This window comes from Paracoccus aestuariivivens (genome assembly GCF_009711225.1).
Lineage (GTDB): Bacteria > Pseudomonadota > Alphaproteobacteria > Rhodobacterales > Rhodobacteraceae > Paracoccus > Paracoccus aestuariivivens.
Window position 1 is genome coordinate 1 of sequence record NZ_WMIE01000001.1, and the last position, 16,805, is coordinate 16,805.

15 protein-coding genes are annotated in these 16,805 nt (G+C 57.5%); 6 read left to right on the plus strand and 9 right to left on the minus strand.

Going from position 1 to position 16,805, the window contains the following annotated elements; translation table 11 throughout:
- Nucleotides 1-523 precede the first annotated feature (523 nt).
- The 5 genes from GL286_RS00005 to GL286_RS00025 form a co-directional block, all read right to left on the minus strand.
- The gene (locus GL286_RS00005) at nucleotides 524-1,306 is read right to left on the minus strand and encodes a DUF1217 domain-containing protein (RefSeq protein ID WP_155093510.1); all 783 of its coding nucleotides are present in this window, start codon (nucleotides 1,304-1,306) and stop codon (nucleotides 524-526) included.
- On the minus strand, nucleotides 1,303-1,707 hold the full coding sequence (locus tag GL286_RS00010; protein WP_155093511.1) for a flagellar biosynthesis repressor FlbT: 405 nt from the start codon (nucleotides 1,705-1,707) through the stop codon (nucleotides 1,303-1,305). The genes GL286_RS00005 and GL286_RS00010 overlap by 4 nt, the downstream gene beginning before the upstream one ends.
- Nucleotides 1,704-2,048 (minus strand): flagellar biosynthesis regulator FlaF, encoded by a 345-nt coding sequence (locus tag GL286_RS22895; RefSeq protein WP_425496076.1) that lies wholly within the window; start codon nucleotides 2,046-2,048, stop codon nucleotides 1,704-1,706. The genes GL286_RS00010 and GL286_RS22895 overlap by 4 nt, the downstream gene beginning before the upstream one ends.
- 90 nt (nucleotides 2,049-2,138) lie before the next feature.
- Nucleotides 2,139-2,978: a flagellin N-terminal helical domain-containing protein gene (locus GL286_RS00020; protein WP_155093513.1), complete on the minus strand. Its 840-nt coding sequence runs from the start codon at nucleotides 2,976-2,978 to the stop codon at nucleotides 2,139-2,141.
- 166 nt (nucleotides 2,979-3,144) lie between these two features.
- Entirely contained in the window at nucleotides 3,145-3,456 is a 312-nt protein-coding gene (locus tag GL286_RS00025; RefSeq protein WP_155093514.1) for a hypothetical protein, read from the minus strand.
- 351 nt (nucleotides 3,457-3,807) lie between these two features.
- On the opposite strand from GL286_RS00025, the gene GL286_RS22835 reads away from it, so the two are divergent.
- Together GL286_RS22835 and GL286_RS00035 are read left to right on the plus strand one after the other, a co-directional pair.
- On the plus strand, nucleotides 3,808-5,463 hold the full coding sequence (locus tag GL286_RS22835; protein ID WP_155093515.1) for a flagellar hook-length control protein FliK: 1,656 nt from the start codon (nucleotides 3,808-3,810) through the stop codon (nucleotides 5,461-5,463).
- A gap of 12 nt (nucleotides 5,464-5,475) precedes the next feature.
- Nucleotides 5,476-6,150 (plus strand): flagellar hook capping FlgD N-terminal domain-containing protein, encoded by a 675-nt coding sequence (locus tag GL286_RS00035; RefSeq protein ID WP_155093516.1) that lies wholly within the window; start codon nucleotides 5,476-5,478, stop codon nucleotides 6,148-6,150.
- A 605-nt stretch (nucleotides 6,151-6,755) separates the two neighbouring features.
- Here GL286_RS00035 and putA read toward each other — a convergent pair.
- Nucleotides 6,756-10,112, minus strand: coding sequence for a bifunctional proline dehydrogenase/L-glutamate gamma-semialdehyde dehydrogenase PutA (putA, locus tag GL286_RS00040; RefSeq protein WP_155093517.1), 3,357 nt, complete (start codon nucleotides 10,110-10,112; stop codon nucleotides 6,756-6,758).
- A gap of 108 nt (nucleotides 10,113-10,220) precedes the next feature.
- Here putA and GL286_RS00045 point away from each other — a divergent pair, with 108 nt between their 5' ends.
- Complete coding sequence (locus tag GL286_RS00045; RefSeq protein WP_155093518.1) at nucleotides 10,221-10,685, plus strand: Lrp/AsnC family transcriptional regulator; 465 nt, start codon at nucleotides 10,221-10,223, stop codon at nucleotides 10,683-10,685.
- Here the strand turns inward: GL286_RS00045 and GL286_RS00050 are convergent.
- Nucleotides 10,682-11,686, minus strand: coding sequence for an Ldh family oxidoreductase (locus tag GL286_RS00050; protein ID WP_155093519.1), 1,005 nt, complete (start codon nucleotides 11,684-11,686; stop codon nucleotides 10,682-10,684). The two genes, GL286_RS00045 and GL286_RS00050, sit on opposite strands and share 4 nt — an antisense overlap.
- Nucleotides 11,687-11,797: 111 nt before the next feature.
- Here GL286_RS00050 and GL286_RS00055 point away from each other — a divergent pair, with 111 nt between their 5' ends.
- Together GL286_RS00055 and aspA are read left to right on the plus strand one after the other, a co-directional pair.
- Nucleotides 11,798-12,694, plus strand: coding sequence for a LysR family transcriptional regulator (locus tag GL286_RS00055; RefSeq protein WP_155093520.1), 897 nt, complete (start codon nucleotides 11,798-11,800; stop codon nucleotides 12,692-12,694).
- Between the two features lie 166 nt (nucleotides 12,695-12,860).
- Nucleotides 12,861-14,264, plus strand: a complete 1,404-nt coding sequence (gene aspA / locus GL286_RS00060) for an aspartate ammonia-lyase (RefSeq protein WP_155093521.1) — start codon at nucleotides 12,861-12,863, stop codon at nucleotides 14,262-14,264.
- Between the two features lie 40 nt (nucleotides 14,265-14,304).
- Here aspA and GL286_RS00065 read toward each other — a convergent pair whose 3' ends face one another.
- Nucleotides 14,305-15,189, minus strand: coding sequence for a LysR substrate-binding domain-containing protein (locus GL286_RS00065; protein ID WP_155093522.1), 885 nt, complete (start codon nucleotides 15,187-15,189; stop codon nucleotides 14,305-14,307).
- A gap of 132 nt (nucleotides 15,190-15,321) precedes the next feature.
- Between GL286_RS00065 and GL286_RS00070 the strand changes: the two genes are divergently transcribed.
- Complete coding sequence (locus GL286_RS00070) at nucleotides 15,322-15,555, plus strand: DUF1127 domain-containing protein (protein ID WP_246184786.1); 234 nt, start codon at nucleotides 15,322-15,324, stop codon at nucleotides 15,553-15,555.
- Between the two features lie 3 nt (nucleotides 15,556-15,558).
- Here the strand turns inward: GL286_RS00070 and GL286_RS00075 are convergent, their stop codons facing one another.
- Nucleotides 15,559-16,761 carry a pyridoxal phosphate-dependent aminotransferase gene (locus tag GL286_RS00075; protein WP_155093524.1) on the minus strand — a complete coding sequence of 401 codons (1,203 nt, stop codon included), beginning with the start codon at nucleotides 16,759-16,761 and terminating at the stop codon, nucleotides 15,559-15,561.
- Nucleotides 16,762-16,805: the final 44 nt, after the last annotated feature.

Genomic DNA, 16,805 nt, shown 5'->3' on the forward strand with positions numbered 1-16,805 from the left:
TTCTGCATTCGGTCTCTCCCCCATTCTTGAGGCTCGGCACCAGCCGACCTGGTGCAACCCTCGAACGGAGAATGCCGCGGGAGAGGCCGCCAACCCAGTCAGCTCACCTCCCGATCATCGGGTCTAAGGGGCTAACGCGGCCGCACTGCGGACAAGGTCCCTCTCAAATGCCCTGAACGATCTCGATCACCAGCGCCTTCGACGGTTCACTTGGACAGGTGGCGGTCACCGCCACAGTTGCGCTTCACCGTCCACCGCTTGATGACCTATACCAATGGTCCGATCATCGCTACGCTTTAATCCTTGTAGCAGAAGCGAGTTTACAATTTTGAGATATAAGCCCGCCATCATGACCAAGTCATCAAAAGCCGGATGCAGATGATTCAAAATCGGTAGACATCGAAAATTAGATAAGATCTCAGTTAAGATTAATGGAAACAATCTGAAGGCAGGTCATAGCACAAATTAATCAAGCTTGCGTTCGGACGAACGCACGACCTCAGTTCATAAAATTCTCAAAAAACTAACCCTTGATCAATTCTAACGCAATACCTTGCGAACTCATTGCCCTATTTTGCGAAAACGACGATCGAACCAAATAACGCGTAACCATCCGATCAATTGTCAGGACATCGGAGAACTGCGAGATATTCGAATTACCTGTTACCTTTTCGAGTCTGACCCTCATCTCGGAAATCTGCCTATCGATTGAAAGGTTAGACAAACTTTCATCCAACCAAAGTGCTCCCTCGAGGAATTTTCGAACAGGCTTCGATGCAATCGCAGTGTACCATTTTGTATTCTCGGTTGAAGATTTTTTAGACAATTCTCCGAGTTCACGAAAAGCATTCAATGCAATCTCGATCTCAGGATAGTTCTCCCCAATACTTCGTTCAAACGACCTGATTTCAAATCTTGAGACAATCTCACCGATACGCCCGCCTTCAACAAACTCTTCAGATCCAACTGAAGACAGCGCCTGATTCAGGGCCAAGTATCTTTTATCAGTCAGCTTATTGACTAAACTCGACTTATCATCAGGATCCGCTTCCATAACCTTCTTGATGAACAAGCGGTTATTCATATCCCCTTCCAGACCAAACGCGCGAAGGGTGACGTTTAGAAGACGGTAGTCTGACACCAACTGATCTGCGCTCTTAACTCCCGGCATCTTCTCTTGGTAGTAGTCCTTCGCACGGAGAATATCATGACTCTTTCCGAAGGTATTCCTCTGCAACTCCTCAGTTCGCATCAACAACTTCCAGCCCGTATATCCGCCACTCGCCAGATTAACGGAATAAGTCATAAACGAGAACTCTGCAAAAGGACGGACTCAAGGGGCAATAAATAACGCAACTTCTTTAGTGCTTTATAGTAATTACCGTGACGAATCAAGCCGTCTACAGCAACCAATATATTCCTGCTTTCCTGGTCCGAAAAAATGGAAGAGAGTTGACTAACCCCATGCAAAACATTCATTCGTTCAATCTGCTCATCAACATCGCCGACGACGAGCAACTGACACGTATAGCAGATTCGACCAACTGGAGTATTCGCATCATTCGGATGCATTGCATCACGCAACCGAAGGATATGTGCATTGGGAGACACTATCGACAACCTGGCGCGCTTATCCCAATTTTCGACTACAGCCCCATTGATCAAGACTCGCTCACGAGATGAAAGTTTAAGGATAAGACCGCTCATAGGTCGCATACCCCACGAAGACCGCGCATTATAGCCATATTGATGTCTATAAGGACATTCGTATTTCCCCGCCCAACAAGGACATTGTGGCCATGCCTCAGTACAAATGCAGATAGCGACATCAATCCCGATTTAAGATCATCTCTCAGTTGGTTCGAGGGATCTGCCAACGCCGCACCAAGGAATGTCCACAACTCATTGTTTCGCGAGATGGCAGAAATCGTCCGTATATCGGCACACTCGCGAGGCGACTTGACCAATTCTCGCGTGACCAAAGAGAAGGCGTCATATTCCATCTCCTTTGGACTCCGGACCGCCGGATGGACGTAGGCGTTACCCAAAGCGGATGCCGGTACATGTTGTTCTCCTGTCCAACACTGAAAAACTAAAACGTGTTGGGGGCAGCGTAGGCTGCCCCCAGGTGAAAATTATTATCCTCTGAACAGGGACATGATCGAAGACGGTGCCTGGTTCGCGATCGACAGCGCCTGAATTCCGAGCTGCTGCTGGGTCTGCAGAGCTTGCAATCTGGCCGAGGCCTCCTCCATATCTGCATCGACCAGAGAACCAGCCGCCATTTTAAGCGAATCCGACAGTTTCGAGACGAATTCGACCTGGTCCGAAATCCTTTCTCCGGCCGCTCCAAGGGAAGCCGCACCAGAAATCGCGATCTTCATCAACGCTTCGATCTCAGTTACTGCAGTTTCCGCGCTATCAAGATCGGTGATCGTCGTGATCGTGGCGTCAACAATGTTCGCCTCGAAGTCGACTGATGCAACATTGATGCGGGATGCAGTCATTGTGGTACTGCTACGGTCAAGCGAACCCAACACCGAGTAAGTCGATCCTCCGATAACGCCATTGGTGCTTAGTAGATTCACACCATTTGCTTGAGTCCCTTTGACAATCGCCGCAATTTGATCACGCTTCGCAGTGATTTGGGTTTGAATGGTGGCGAAATTGCTGTCGCTACGATCCGCACCGGTGGCAAGTTGCTTCACCTCGTCAAGCAATTTTTGAACGCTCTCTGCACCGTCACGAGCGGTCGCCACGGTCTGACCTGCGACATTCAGGTTTGTCTGGATCGTCTTGAACGTTGTTTGATCCGTCTCCATCGTTTTGGAAATTGCCCAAACCGCCGCGTTATCCTGGGCGGAGGCCACCGACTTGCCGGTGGAAATTTCGCTTTGAGTCTTCGCGAGATTCGAATTGATACCCTTAAGGGTCTGCAAAGCGACAAGTGCCGAGCTGTTGGTCAGAATACTGGACATAACTTAACTCCATTCGTGGGAACATTTCATCCCCGTTGCGAAAAAGGCCCTTCTGACCCGCGGGGCTTTGCCCGATGCGTGATGCACGACTCTGAGGCTAGGCATCACAAGTGAATAAATACTGAACGGATACCCATGCACAAATGATCAGTGATGATAGTTTTATTCAAAACTTTCTGCTGGTGCTGTCGGAAATACGGTGACTCTCCCGCCTTCCATCGCGATCATATAGGGTGCAAGTTCCAGCAGACTCGGACAAAACTTTTATCATATCTATTGCCGATGATATCCCAGACATGACCGCAAGCGACAATAGCCCAATGCGCTCTACTTCTAGCGCGATATTATTTATATTCGATGCATCCAGGTCAACGGTGGCGCGCATTTCTTTAGACTCGGTAATAAGGTCATAAGCAAGAATTGGGTCCAAATTGATAATCGCGCCCTGAGCTTTTCGCAAACAATCAATTATGCTCATCTGCCACACCTCTGCCCGCCTGCAAGTCTAAGATCCATGCGAAGTGCCAGTGCCTCGGCATTTACCTCGCAAAGCAGGCTCGCGAACTGCTCCTCCCCAATGCCTCCACCGAATACGCCCTCTAGAGGCCTTGGCCCAGCGACCTTCAACATCTCGCCTAAAAATGCACGTTCAAGTCCATCGCTCACTTGCGACTTTCGGCCGCTATGACACGGTGCCGTTGCAATCTCGGGACCAACTTTCATTTCCGCCCTCAAACATGATTGGAATTTCTCACTTTTACGATGATCTGGTAAATATTTGGTAAGGCACGGCTGCTAGGTAGAGAGGCGAACACGCAAGGGAAACGCCGTGCTTGAAGCAATTGCAGCCCATTCATACACGTTGTCGAAGGCTCAGCCGCTCGCTCGTGGAAGCACGAACGACAGCAACTTCGAGTTCGAGCGGGAGTTCGTTCAATCAGAAATTTCACGGGCTGGTCAGATTGTTGACATGATCGGTGAAGAAGATATCGAGATCACGACGACCGGCGACAGCATTTGCACAAACGATTCGACAACAGATGTGTGTTCTGGTGATACCAATCTTCCCAGCCCCGCCGGATGTAACTCATGCGATTTCGAACAAGTCTTCGAACAACTTGATCGCCCGAGTTTTCATCCGAACGCGAATGATTCTGTCATAATAGAAGACGGAAACACAGAGGTTGGCGCAGAAAAAATGCCGCGTACTCTAGTCAACAAGCTTTCGATCGATCCGAACTCCGATTTATCAAATCAACATTTTCCGATCAAAAGAAGAGAAGAAGGCATAGTAGAATTTGTGCCTGATTTTGATTTCTTCAGTTTGCCCGACCAACTACCATCTACCCCACCCTTGACCAAATCTATTCCGAAGCTCAGCTTACCCAGAGCAAATGAAATTAATGGTGCTACAAAAACTGCCCCTGAAGCGGCACCGATAATTTTTGACACGACTCTGCATTCCACAACTACTTCGCCGGCAATTTATAATAGCGTAATCATTAGGCAAAATCACGATACCGGTTCAATAGATCGTTCGAAACACCTACCCGTGACTAACCCCGACGACAAGTCGAACCGATTCGAAACATTATCGACAGCCAACACTGAAGCATTCAATATATCTGACATAATAGTCTCATCGAAACCGGCACTTCAGGACATTGACCGCAACCAAACGAATGACGGTACATTCCTAGATGATGTCAAAACGAGTGAACATTCGGTCAATTCAGCTAATGGACGAGGGATTTCAGTATCAGGGAGCGTCGTTGCCCCGCACACATTCAGCGACCGTGCGGTATCTGAATCTCGAACCGACCCTGGCAGGCTGCTTCGGCAAGAAAACTCGGCCGACCCAGACCTGCCCAAGGTGGAAGGCCGCAACACAACACCGAACCCGGGCTTCAACTCGGTGCAATCCGTTAGTTCGTCGGATATTTCGATGGCTCAACCGACCGGCTCCGATCCGGCTCTGAGCGACCTCAAACCATATGGTGAGGCTGGCCCTGACCTATCGGTCAGGTTCGGACGTGAACCACTACAAGGACCATTATACGGAAATCAGGCTCCACAGCTATTCCATCAAGAGCCGCACGAGATCCTGCGGCAGATTTCCCGACAGGCGCAGCCTCTGGATAGCAACGAGATTGAGATTACGCTCTCCCCCGACGAGTTGGGCAAGGTCCGTATGGTCGTCGCATCTGGTGATACAATATCGGTCACAATTTACGCCGAGAATCGCGAAACTTTGGACCTCCTGCGACGAAACAGTGAGCAACTGGCCAAAGAGTTAAGAGAAAGCGGATTTGCGGATGCGTCGCTGTCATTCTCTGATCAAGGCGACGGTGCCGAACAGAAGCGTTGGCACGAGAAATCCGGCAGCAGCAACTCGATGGGCGTTGGCGCGGAAGCAGTAACTGTAACGCCAACGACCGAATCGCCACGTCTCGTGTCTCTTCGCCAGATTGACATACGCATATAAGGGAACAAGCCTATGGTAGACAGCATAAACGGCGTAAACACCGGCGCCACGGCAACGACCAATTCAACGGGTACATCAGGGACGTCGTCGGTTGGAAGCGATTACCTGACTTTTTTGCGGATGCTGACGACTCAAGTACAGAATCAGGACCCTTTGAATCCGATGGAAAGCTCTGATTTTGCCGTACAGTTGGCGACTTTCTCGGGCGTCGAGCAGCAGGTTCAGACCAACAATCTTCTTACTGAACTCCTGAACGCAAATGGCGGACAACTCGCGCAGTATTCCGGCTGGATCGGTAGGGAGATCCGCGCCTCTGGCCCAATCTGGTATGAAGGCGAGTCGGTGACGCTGCAAATCGACTCACCTGCAAATGCGGATCAACTTATCCTCATTACTTCGGATAGCGCCGGAAATGAGATCATGCGCGAGGATATTGGAACCGGTTCGGGCGAAGTCGATTGGCAAGGCCGCGACGCAAGCGGAAATGCCCTGCCCGACGGGCATTATCAGTTCCAACTGCTAGCAATGAATAATGGAGAGGTTATCTCAACAACGAATGTCGAGGGCTACTCCGAAGTGACAGGGATCGAGATTTCGACTGAAGGTCCGGTTCTTGTTCTGCGCGGCAACGGCGCAGTTCTCGTTGACCACGTAACCGGAATCCGTGAGGCCGCGGAACAGGGCTAGATCAGACCGGCAGGAAATTGATGGCTTATCTCGGGCGATGGATCGGGCCAAGGAAAAGACATGATAACCATCGATGTCGGGATTACCTGATCGTAGAAATCTAGTCCGGCCTTTGCGAATGTTTCGGCCAGTTCCCGCTTAGGGATATTGACCTTGCCCCGTGATCCCGGACTGGGGGTTGTTTTTCTCTCAGCCTAGGGAATCCAGGTTCGGCATCTGTCGCAGCGGGTGGCCACGCGGCACCAGCCGTTCAGGCGACCGAACATCATCTCGATGCGGCTATGCTTCTTTTGCGGCATTCATTCATCCTCCAAAGACCTCGAGAGCCTAACTCGGGGAGAACCACTTTTCAGGGGGAAGACCACCTGTCCCGCCAGATCAGCAATGATCTACATCGCTTCAGCGCGTTCGCCGTTGGGCTCGGACCAATGGTGCCTCGACGGCTCACCATATGATTTCCAGTTTGTTGTCCGGTTGCGGGCAGGTGCGGACATCGTCATCCCGTGACGATTAACCTACGAGATTCACTCGGTGAATCCCGTAGGTCGGCGAGTTGCACAAAAACGCCGCTGTGGCTATTGCGAAGGTTAAAAATAAACCGTCGATCAACCGGCCAGTAGCGCCGCGTTGCCACCGGCGGCAGTGGTGTCGACGCACAAATGGCGCTCGTGCATGACGTGGGCAACGTCAGGCGCCGAGCAGATCAACGGCCGCAAGGCGCCCTGCATACCCGCGAGGATCTGGGCGATCTGGCATGCGCCCGCCTTGTCGCCCCACCACAGAACGGCCGAGAAATCACCCTGCTGGCTCAACGACCCGAACGCAGCATCATCGGGCAATTCGACTGCCTTGCCACCCAAAGCCTCGACCGCCGCAAGCTGAGTCGCGCGGGCCTCAGTTCCGGGGCCCGCGCATAGAACCGGTGGGCGGGCAATCAGATGCAGGCGGTTCATCTCGCCTGTCGGACCGGGCATGAACTGCTCGACCGGTTGGGCGGCCTGCGACGTAGGTGCCACACCGGGAAACTCCGGCGCATAGAACCGTTGCAGGTAGAACGGGCCGCCAGCCTTGGGTCCGGTGCCCGAAAGCCCCTCGCCACCGAAAGGTTGCGAGCCGACAACCGCGCCGATCTGGTTCCGGTTGACGTAGATGTTTCCGGCATGGATCGCGTCCGTGACCTCTTGTACGCGCCCGTCGATGCGGGTGTGCAAGCCGAAGGTCAGACCGTAACCGCGCGCGTTGATCGCCTTAACCACATTCTCGATATCGCCCGAAGCGAAAGTCGCCACATGAAGGACCGGCCCGAAAATCTCGCGGTCCATTTCCTCGATTCCCGAAACCGTCACCATCGTCGGCGCGATGAAATGCCCGTCCCGAGGCGCATGCAGCGCATAGGCCACACGGCTGCGGTTCTGACCAAGATATTCCTTGATGCCCTGATGCGCTTCGGCGTCGATCACCGGCCCGACATCGGTCTCGATCGACCACGGATCACCCATGCGCAATTCGTTCATCGCGCCCTTGATCATCTCGATCAGATGCGGAGCGATGTCCTCTTGCACATAAAGGCAACGCAGCGCCGAACAACGCTGACCGGCCGAGCGGAACGCGGAAGCAACCACATCGCGGACCGCCTGTTCGGGCAAGGCCGTCGAATCGACGATCATTGCGTTCAGACCGCCGGTTTCTGCGATCAACGGGGTGCCCGGCTCCATATTGGCGGCCATGGCGCGAGCGATGATGCGAGCGGTGTCGGTCGAACCGGTGAACACCACGCCCTTGACCCGCGCGTCCGATGTCAGCGCCGCGCCAACCGTGGCGCCTTGACCCGGAAGCAATTGCAACGCCGATACCGGAACACCCGCTTCGTGCAACAAGCGCACAGCCAAGGTGGCGATCAGCGGAGTTTGCTCGGCCGGTTTGGCCAGAACCGCGTTTCCGGCCATCAGCGCGGCAGCGATCTGACCGGTGAAGATTGCCAGCGGGAAGTTCCAAGGGCTGATCGCCACCACCGGACCACGCGGAGCACGGTTCACGTTCTCCCCTTCCGAGGCGTAATAACGCAGGAAATCGACCGCCTCGCGCAATTCGCCAACGGCATCGGGCAAGGTCTTGCCTGCTTCGCGCGCCAATGCGGCGAAGATCGGGCCGTAATTCGTCTCGTATAGATCTGCGGCACGACGCAGGGTCGCGGCGCGCTCGGCAGGTGCCACATCCCAGTTACGGGCATCTTCAATGGCCTGAACAGCGGTACGGGCGTCGGCTTCGGTGACATTTGCCACGACTTCGCCGGTCGCCGGATTGCGCACCGGCAGCGTTGCACCCGTCGCAGGCGTTACGGTCAGCGGCTGGGCATCGGCGAGCGCGACATTGCGCGCCGCCTCGATCCGAGCCAGCACGGCGGTATCGCTTAGATCGAAACCTTGCGAGTTCGCGCGCTCCTTACCGAAGATTTCGGACGGCGCGACCAGACTTGCCGGAGCATGTGCCGTCGCCAGTTCGACAAAGGGATCGGCGGCGACAGCCTCGGGGGCGATGGATTCGTCAACGATCTGGTTCACGAAAGACGAGTTCGCACCGTTTTCCAGCAGGCGGCGGACCAGATAGGCCAGCAGATCGCGATGCGCGCCAACCGGAGCATATATGCGGCAGCGGCCCTTGTCTTCACGCAGGACGATGTCGTGCAAACGCTCGCCCATGCCGTGCAGACGCTGGAATTCGTACTCGATCCCCCCTGCCATTTCCAGCACGGCGGCGACCGTGTGGGCATTATGCGTGGCAAATTGCGGATAGATCCGGTCGGCGTAACCGATCAGCTTTTTCGCATTCGCGATATAGCTGACATCGGTCGCCACTTTCGAGGTGAACAGCGGGAAACCCGGCAGCCCTTCGACCTGGGCACGTTTGATCTCGCTGTCCCAATAGGCGCCCTTGACCAACCGGACCATGATCTTGCGGTCCAGACGCGTCGCCAGTTCGTACAACCAGTCGATGACCAGTCCGGCGCGTTTGCCGTAGGCCTGTACGACTACGCCAAAACCGTTCCAGCCCGCCAGAGCCGGATCGGACATTACCGCCTCGATCACCTTCATCGACAGAACAAGGCGGTCCTGCTCTTCGGCGTCGATGTTCATGCCCATGCCGCCGACCTTGGCCTCGCGGGCCAGTTTCTGAACGACGGGGACCAACTCGGCCATGACACGTTCTTCTTGCGCGACCTCGTAGCGCGGATGCAGCGCCGACAGCTTGATCGAGATGCCCGGATTCATCTGCACCGATCCCTTGTCGCAAGCCTTCGCAATGGCCGCGATGGCATCGGAATAGGATCGCGCATAACGCTTGGCGTCGGCCTCGGTCATGGCGGCTTCGCCCAGCATGTCATAGCTGTAGGTGAAGCCCTGCTTTTCGCGGGTCGTCGCGTTGTCCAGTGCCTTGGAGATCGTTTCACCCAGCACGAACTGACGTCCCATCTCCTTCATGGCACGACCCACGGCGGCGCGGATCACCGGCTCGCCCAGACGGCGAATGGCACCGCGTAGCGTGCCCGCGATACCGCCGTGGTTGTCGTCCAACACCTTACCGGTCAGCATCAGCGCCCATGTCGAGGCATTAACCAGCGACGAGGATGCCTCGCCCAGATGCTTGCCCCAATCCGACGGCGCGATCTTGTCTTCGATCAGCGCATCGATGGTGTCACGGTCAGGAACGCGCAGCATGGCCTCGGCCAGACACATCAAGGCGACGCCCTCACGGGTGGACAGGCCGTATTCCGCCAGGAAATGCTCCATCATCGTGGGCTTGGCCTCGCTGCGGATGCGGCGGACCAGCAACGCGGCACGGGCGCTGATCGCAGCGCGCGCGCGTTCATCCAGCGCGGTCTCGGCCACAAGCCGGTCCAGTAGCAATTGCTCGGGCTGGAATTTGCTGTCGGGACCAAGATCGGAAAGCTGGGTGTTGGGCATCGTATTCTCCTGAGTACGAGGCTGCATACTCTGACAGGCGTGGACGATGTGACCAAATGAGTGTATGGAGCTAGGCGATCATAACATAATTTGGCGGCATGGAAGACCATGGACGACGTTCTGGACGCGACCAACGTGAAGATCCTGCGCGAGCTGGTTGCCAATGCCCGCATTCCCATCACCGAACTGGCCCGCAAGGTCGGGCTGTCCAAGACGCCGGTGGCCTTGCGGATCAAACAGATGGAGAAAATGGGGCTGATCACCGGCTACCGCGCGATCCTGTCACCCCTGAAACTGGGCCTGACCCATGTAACCTATGTCGAGGTGCGGCTGTCCGACACGCGGCAAAAGGCGCTGGAGGCCTTTAACGAAGCCGTCCGCGCCATTCCCGAGATCGAGGAATGCTACATGATCGCGGGCGGCTTCGATTACCTGCTGAAGGTGCGCTCCAAGGACATGACCGGCTATCGCAGGATCATGGCCGAGAAAATCTCGGCCCTCCCCCATATGCACGCGACCACCAGCTATGTCTCGATGGAGGCGGTGGTCGAACAGAACTGGACCGAGCTTTAACCGGCCAGCAGCGCGTCCAGTCCGGCCATTTCCTCGTCGCTCAGGTGGATGCCTTCGGCCATCGAGCGGGCACGGATCTGGTGGCGGCGCTCGCCGGGCAACCTTGCGCCCTGACCAAGGATCGCGCTGAACAGCAACTCGGCCTGCGCAAAGGGATTGCTGCGGCCAGCAGCAAACCGCTCGGGCGAGAAGGCAAGGATCAACTGTCCATGACGCGGGGCCAAAGTCGTCGTGCCCAGTGCCGAAAGAGCGGCATCGCTGGTCAGATCGCCTATCATCACTCCAGCCAGCAGCTCGACCATGGTCGAAATCGCCGAGCCCTTATGCCCGCCGAATGGCAGCATCGCACCGGACAGAGCGGCTTCGGGGTCGGTGGTGGGATGGCCGTCGGCATCCAATGCCCAACCTTCGGGCAAGGGTTCACCCGCGCGGCGTTTCAGTTCGATCTCGCCGCGCGCGGCAACCGAGGTGGCAAAGTCGAAGACATAGGGCGCATCGTCAAGACGCGGCCAACCGAATGCGATCGGGTTCGTTCCCAGCAGCGGTCGGGTTCCACCTGCCGGAGCGACGGCGGAATAGCTGGGGCACATGGAAAGCCCGGCAACCCCGCGTTCGGCCAGTGCCTCGACTTCGGGCCATAGCGCCGAGAAATGCACGCAGTCATTGATGACCATCGCCGCGATTCCAAGGTCATGGGCACGGTCGGCCAGCAAAGGCAGCCCCGCTTCGAACGCTGCGGGCGAGAAAGCACCACCCGCCTCGACGCGGATGATGCCCGAATCCTCGTCGTCGATCACCGGTTGGGCATCGGGCGACACCTTTCCCGCCGCGAGCGTGCGCAGGATACCGTCAAGACGATAGATTCCATGCGACTTCGCGCCGTCGCGCTCGCCCGCCGCGACGATGCGGGCCAAGGCATCCGCGTGCAGATCGTCGAACCCGGCCTTGAGCAGAATGGCCTCGACCTTCTCGGACAGATCAGCAAAGGAAATTACCGGCATCTCAAACTCCCATACAAGTTGGGCCTACAAACCCGATTGTGACAAATGGCGCAAGTGTTGTGGTCTTTGCCCGTCACACCGACTGCGCTAGATACGGGCAAAGGGGGCCACATGGATTTCAAATGGCTTGAGGATTTTCTGACGCTTGCCGAGACCCGCAGCTTCTCTCGCTCGGCCGAATTGCGCGGCGTGACGCAAAGCGCCTTCAGCCGCCGGATCCGCGCGCTCGAGGAGTGGATGGGCACCGACCTTTTGTCGCGCGACAGCTATCCCGTGACCCTGACCCCCGAAGGCGTGCTGTTTCGCGAAACCGCCGAGGAAGCCGTCCGGATGATTACATCCCGCCGCGCCGAGTTCCGCGAACAATCCCGCGCCCGCGGTGGCGAGATTTCGTTCCTTTCCTTGCACAGCCTCAGCGTGACATTCCTGCCGGGCTGGCTGATGCGCCTGAAATCGGCGGCGGGGCAGATGACCAGCCGTGTTAAACCCGAGAATTTCGACCGATGCATCGAGGCCCTTTCCGAGGGTGGCTATGATTTCTTCCTGACCTATGCCCATCCGCAAGTGAACATCCCCCTCGACCCCGAGCGTTATCCGCATCTGGTCGTCGGTCAAGACAGCCTAGTCGCGGTCGCCCGTCCCGGCTGGCCACGCGAATGGCTGACCGAGGGAATGCCGCTTTTGCAATATTCGCGCGGTTCGTTCCTGAACCAGATGACGCGGATCGCACAGGGACAACCCGGTGCGCCCAAGATCTATGTTGCGCATATCGACGAAGCCTCGATGGCCGAGGCAATGAAAAGCATGGCCGTCGCCGGTCATGGCGTGGTCTGGCTGCCCCGTCTTCTGGTCGAGGCCGAAATCGCGGCGGGAAAGCTGGAAATCGTCGCCCCCGAGCTACCGATGCAGATCCGGCTATACCGCAATCCGTTGCGCGGGCGCGGGCTGACGGGGCGGGTCTGGCAGGTCGCCTCGACGCTGGATGAGGGTTATTCCAAAACGGAATAACCCAGCGCAACTTGGCATTGGATATCCGCCCTGCCCGATCCTACATCGCAGGAATGAAGGGCATGACGCCCGGAAAAACCTGATTAGATACAACTCCTAAAACCTGCCTCGCCGGAACGGCCCCGCTTTCAGTGGGTTCTTCGGGCATGCAGCCGAGGTGAATGACATGAAGACCCGCATCGACCACGATTTGCTTGGTGACCGCGAAGTTCCCGCCGATGCCTATTGGGGTGTGCACACGCTGCGCGCCGTCGAGAATTTTCCGATCTCGGGCCGACCCGTCGGCGAGATCCCCGAACTGGTCCGCGCTCTGGCTGCGATCAAGCAGGCCGCCGCTTTGGCCAATGCCGATCTGGGCCTGCTGTCCCCCGAGCGCCGCGACGCCATCGTCGCTGCATGCGAGGAAATCCGTGCGGGCAAGCTGCATGACCAATTCGTTGTGGACCAGATCCAGGGCGGCGCGGGCACCTCGACCAACATGAACGCCAACGAGGTCATCGCCAACCGCGCGCTGGAAATCATGGGCCATGCCAAGGGTGAGTACAAATACCTGCACCCGAACGAACATGTGAACATGAGCCAGTCGACCAATGACGTCTACCCGACGGCGCTGCGTCTGGCATCATGGAAGGGTCTGCAAAGGCTGATCGTAGCGCTGGCCTCGTTGCGCGGAGCCTTCACCGAGAAAGGCGTCGAGTTCCAGGACATCCTGAAAATGGGCCGCACCCAGTTGCAGGAAGCCGTTCCGATGACGCTGGGTCAGGAATTCAGCGCCGTCGCCATCACCATCGGCGAGGACGAACAGCGTCTGGCCGAAGCAGCAGCCCTGATCTGCGAGATCAACCTTGGCGCCACTGCCATCGGCACCGGCATCACCGCGCATCCGGAATATGCCGAGCGCGTCCGCGCCCGTCTGGCCGAGATCACCGTCATCCCGGTCGTCACCGCCGCCGATCTGGTCGAAGCCACGCAGGATTGCGGCGCCTTCGTGCAAACCTCGGGTGTGCTGAAACGTGTCGCGGTAAAGATCTCGAAGGTCTGCAACGACCTTCGCCTGCTGTCCTCGGGTCCGCGCGCAGGTTTCAACGAGATCAACCTGCCTGCAAAACAGGCTGGCTCCTCGATCATGCCGGGCAAGGTGAACCCCGTCATTCCAGAGGTGATGAACCAGATCTGCTTCGAGGTCATCGGCAATGATATGACCATCACCATGGCAGCCGAAGGCGGGCAGCTTCAGTTGAATGCCTTCGAGCCGATCATTGCCTACAGCATGTTCCGCTCGGTCGATCACCTTGTCGCAGGATTGCACACGCTCGAGCATAACTGCGTGCGCGGTATCACCGCCAATCGCGACGTGTTGAAGGAAACGGTTCGCCGTTCGATCGGGATCGTCACCGCGCTGAACCCCTATATCGGCTACGCCGCTGCCACCGAGGTCGCGACCGAAGCGCATATGACCGGTCGCGGCGTCTATGAACTGGTTCTGGAAAAAGGACTGCTGCCGAAAGAGCGGCTGGACGAAATCCTGCGCCCCGAGACGCTGACCCGCCCGACCCTGTTCGTAGCCTGATCGAGGTCCCCTGCCCCCAGGGGTAAAGCGGCCCCGGCACCTAGCCGGGGTCGCACGAAATTTCATCCAGCAGGAATGCGCGGAACTTGCGGATCGCGGGCCGGTTCCTGCGCCCCGTCGGATAGACCAGCCAATAGCTGCGCCCGTTTTCCGAAACCTGCTTGAATGGCTGGATCAGGCTGCCCGTTGCCAGTTCGTAGCGAAAGAACCGCGGCGTCAGAAGCGCCACGCCGTATCCCGCCAGCGCTGCGCGTGCCTCGTGCAGATCGGTGCTCAGGGTCAGGCCGGGCTTGGGGCGCTTTTCCCAGAAATCCACGCCTGCCTCGCGCATCCAGACCATCCAGTTCGGGTCCGAGGCATCCAGCAGCGGCAGTTTCAGCAAATCGGACGGTTGGCGCAGGTCATGCTTCTTGGCCAGTTCCGGCGACAACATCGGGGTATATTCGACGTTCATCAGATGATGCGCCGTCAGCCCCGGCCACTCGCCCGAACCGGCGCGGATCGCGACGCTGATATCCTCGCGCCCGAAATCGATCAGATTGTCGTTCGTCTCGAGCCGCACGGCCAGATTCGGATTGTTCATCTGGAACTTGCCCAAACGCGGCGACAGCCACGCCCCCGCAAAGGTCGGGACGGTCGAGATCGACAGCGTTGAAACCGAATCCGCCGATGGTTCGGAAAACGTCTCGCGCAGCATGTCAAAGGCGTCGATGGTCGGACGCGCGAACAGCGCTCCGGTCTCGGTCAGGGCAATCTCGCGGGTTTTGCGCAGGAAAAGCGGCGCGCCAAGCTTCTCCTCAAGCATGCGGATCTGATAGCTGACGGCGGCTTGCGTCATGCCCAGTTCATCTGCGGCACGCGTAAAGCTGAGATGACGGGCCACGGCTTCGAAGGCGCGAAGTGCAGCAAGAGGCGGAATCGACATAAGCAGGCCTTATGGATGCTTGCGGAGGCTTTGTTGGTCAAACCGCCAAGACAGTAGCATCCTGAACATACTCATCAACCACGCACATTGCGGAGAAATGCAATGTATGACTGCGCACCCACCCGGCGGCCCTTGCGGCTGACCGATCGTATCCTGATGCTTTTCGGCTTCGGCGGCCGTGATAAGCAGGACCTATACGTAACGACATCCGACCGGATGGCGGCGCTTGATGATCCTGCAACACGAAAAGCCCTGGCAGAATTGCCACCGCATCTTTTGCAAGACATCGGCGTCTCGGGTTCCGCGCCTCAACGCGGTGGAACCCAGTCGGTAGATGGCGAAGTCCTGCGCAAATACCTGTGGTAAGGCTTAACGCAGGCCCTCACAGAAGCGGCGGATGCGGTCACACGCATCCGTCAGAACCTCGTCCGAGGTCGCGTATGAAATCCGGAAATGGGGGCTAAGCCCGAAGGCCGCCCCAAAGACCACGGCCACGCCGGTTTCGTTCAGAAGCGCGGTCGCGAAGGCTTCGTCATCCGCGATCAACGCACCGCCAGCCGAAGTCTTGCCGATCAGATCCTTGATCGAGGGGTAGACGTAGAATGCCCCCTCTGGCACGGGACAGGTCATGCCGGGGCATGCGTTCAGGCCCGCGACCACCAGATTGCGGCGGCGCTCGAACACGGCGCGGCTGGTTTCCAGATAGTCCTGCGGCCCCTCCAACGCGGCCAGCGCGGCATATTGGCTGATCGAGGTCGGGTTCGATGTCGATTGCGACTGCAATTTGCCCATCGCCTTGATCAACTCGACCGGACCTGCGCCATAACCGATCCGCCAGCCCGTCATGGCATAGGATTTGCTGACCCCGTTCATGGTCAGCGTACGCTCTTTCAGCCCCGGCTCGATCTGGGCGGGCGTGACGAAGACGAAATCATCGAACACCAGATGCTCGTAGATGTCATCGGACAGCACCCAGACATGCGGATGGCGCATCAGCACGTCGGTCAGTCCGCGCATATGCGTCTCGCCATAGCCCGCGCCGGTCGGGTTCGAGGGCGAGTTCATGATCACCCATTTGGTCTTCGACGAGATCGCGGCCTCAAGCTGGTCGGGCGTAATGCGATAGCCGTTTTCCATCGCGCCTTCGACGATGACCGGAGTACCACCCGCCAGAAGCACCATGTCGGGATAGCTGACCCAGTAAGGCGCGGGAATGATCACCTCATCGCCGGGGTTCAGTGTGGCCATCAGCGCGTTATACAGGATCTGCTTGCCGCCCGTCCCGACCGTGACCTGGGCCGGCGTATATTCCAGCCCGTTTTCGCGCAGGAACTTGTCGCAAATCGCGCGCTTGAGTTCGGGGATGCCGTCGACGGCCGTATAGCGTGTGTGCCCCGCATCGATGGCGGCCTTGGCGGCTTCGCGGATATGTTCGGGCGTGTCGAAATCCGGCTCGCCCGCCGAAAGGCTGATGATGTCACGACCCTCGGCGGCCAGTTCGCGGGCGCGGCCCGTGATGGCAATGGTGGGCGAGGGTTTGACGCGGGCGAGTGTCTGGGACAAAAGGCTCATCGAATTCATCCTGCGGCTGGGTCGCCTGAAGTCATAGGCGCGGC

Coding starts and splice junctions, on each gene's coding strand:
- GL286_RS00005 (WP_155093510.1), bottom strand. CDS start 1,306: ATGACTTATTCCGTTAATCTGGCGAGTGGCGGATATACGGGCTGGAAG.
- GL286_RS00010 (WP_155093511.1), bottom strand. CDS start 1,707: ATGAGCGGTCTTATCCTTAAACTTTCATCTCGTGAGCGAGTCTTGATC.
- GL286_RS00020 (WP_155093513.1), bottom strand. CDS start 2,978: ATGTCCAGTATTCTGACCAACAGCTCGGCACTTGTCGCTTTGCAGACC.
- GL286_RS00025 (WP_155093514.1), bottom strand. CDS start 3,456: ATGAGCATAATTGATTGTTTGCGAAAAGCTCAGGGCGCGATTATCAAT.
- GL286_RS00035 (WP_155093516.1), top strand. CDS start 5,476: ATGGTAGACAGCATAAACGGCGTAAACACCGGCGCCACGGCAACGACC.
- putA (WP_155093517.1), bottom strand. CDS start 10,112: ATGCCCAACACCCAGCTTTCCGATCTTGGTCCCGACAGCAAATTCCAG.
- GL286_RS00045 (WP_155093518.1), top strand. CDS start 10,221: ATGGACGACGTTCTGGACGCGACCAACGTGAAGATCCTGCGCGAGCTG.
- GL286_RS00050 (WP_155093519.1), bottom strand. CDS start 11,686: ATGCCGGTAATTTCCTTTGCTGATCTGTCCGAGAAGGTCGAGGCCATT.
- GL286_RS00055 (WP_155093520.1), top strand. CDS start 11,798: ATGGATTTCAAATGGCTTGAGGATTTTCTGACGCTTGCCGAGACCCGC.
- aspA (WP_155093521.1), top strand. CDS start 12,861: ATGAAGACCCGCATCGACCACGATTTGCTTGGTGACCGCGAAGTTCCC.
- GL286_RS00065 (WP_155093522.1), bottom strand. CDS start 15,189: ATGTCGATTCCGCCTCTTGCTGCACTTCGCGCCTTCGAAGCCGTGGCC.
- GL286_RS00075 (WP_155093524.1), bottom strand. CDS start 16,761: ATGAGCCTTTTGTCCCAGACACTCGCCCGCGTCAAACCCTCGCCCACC.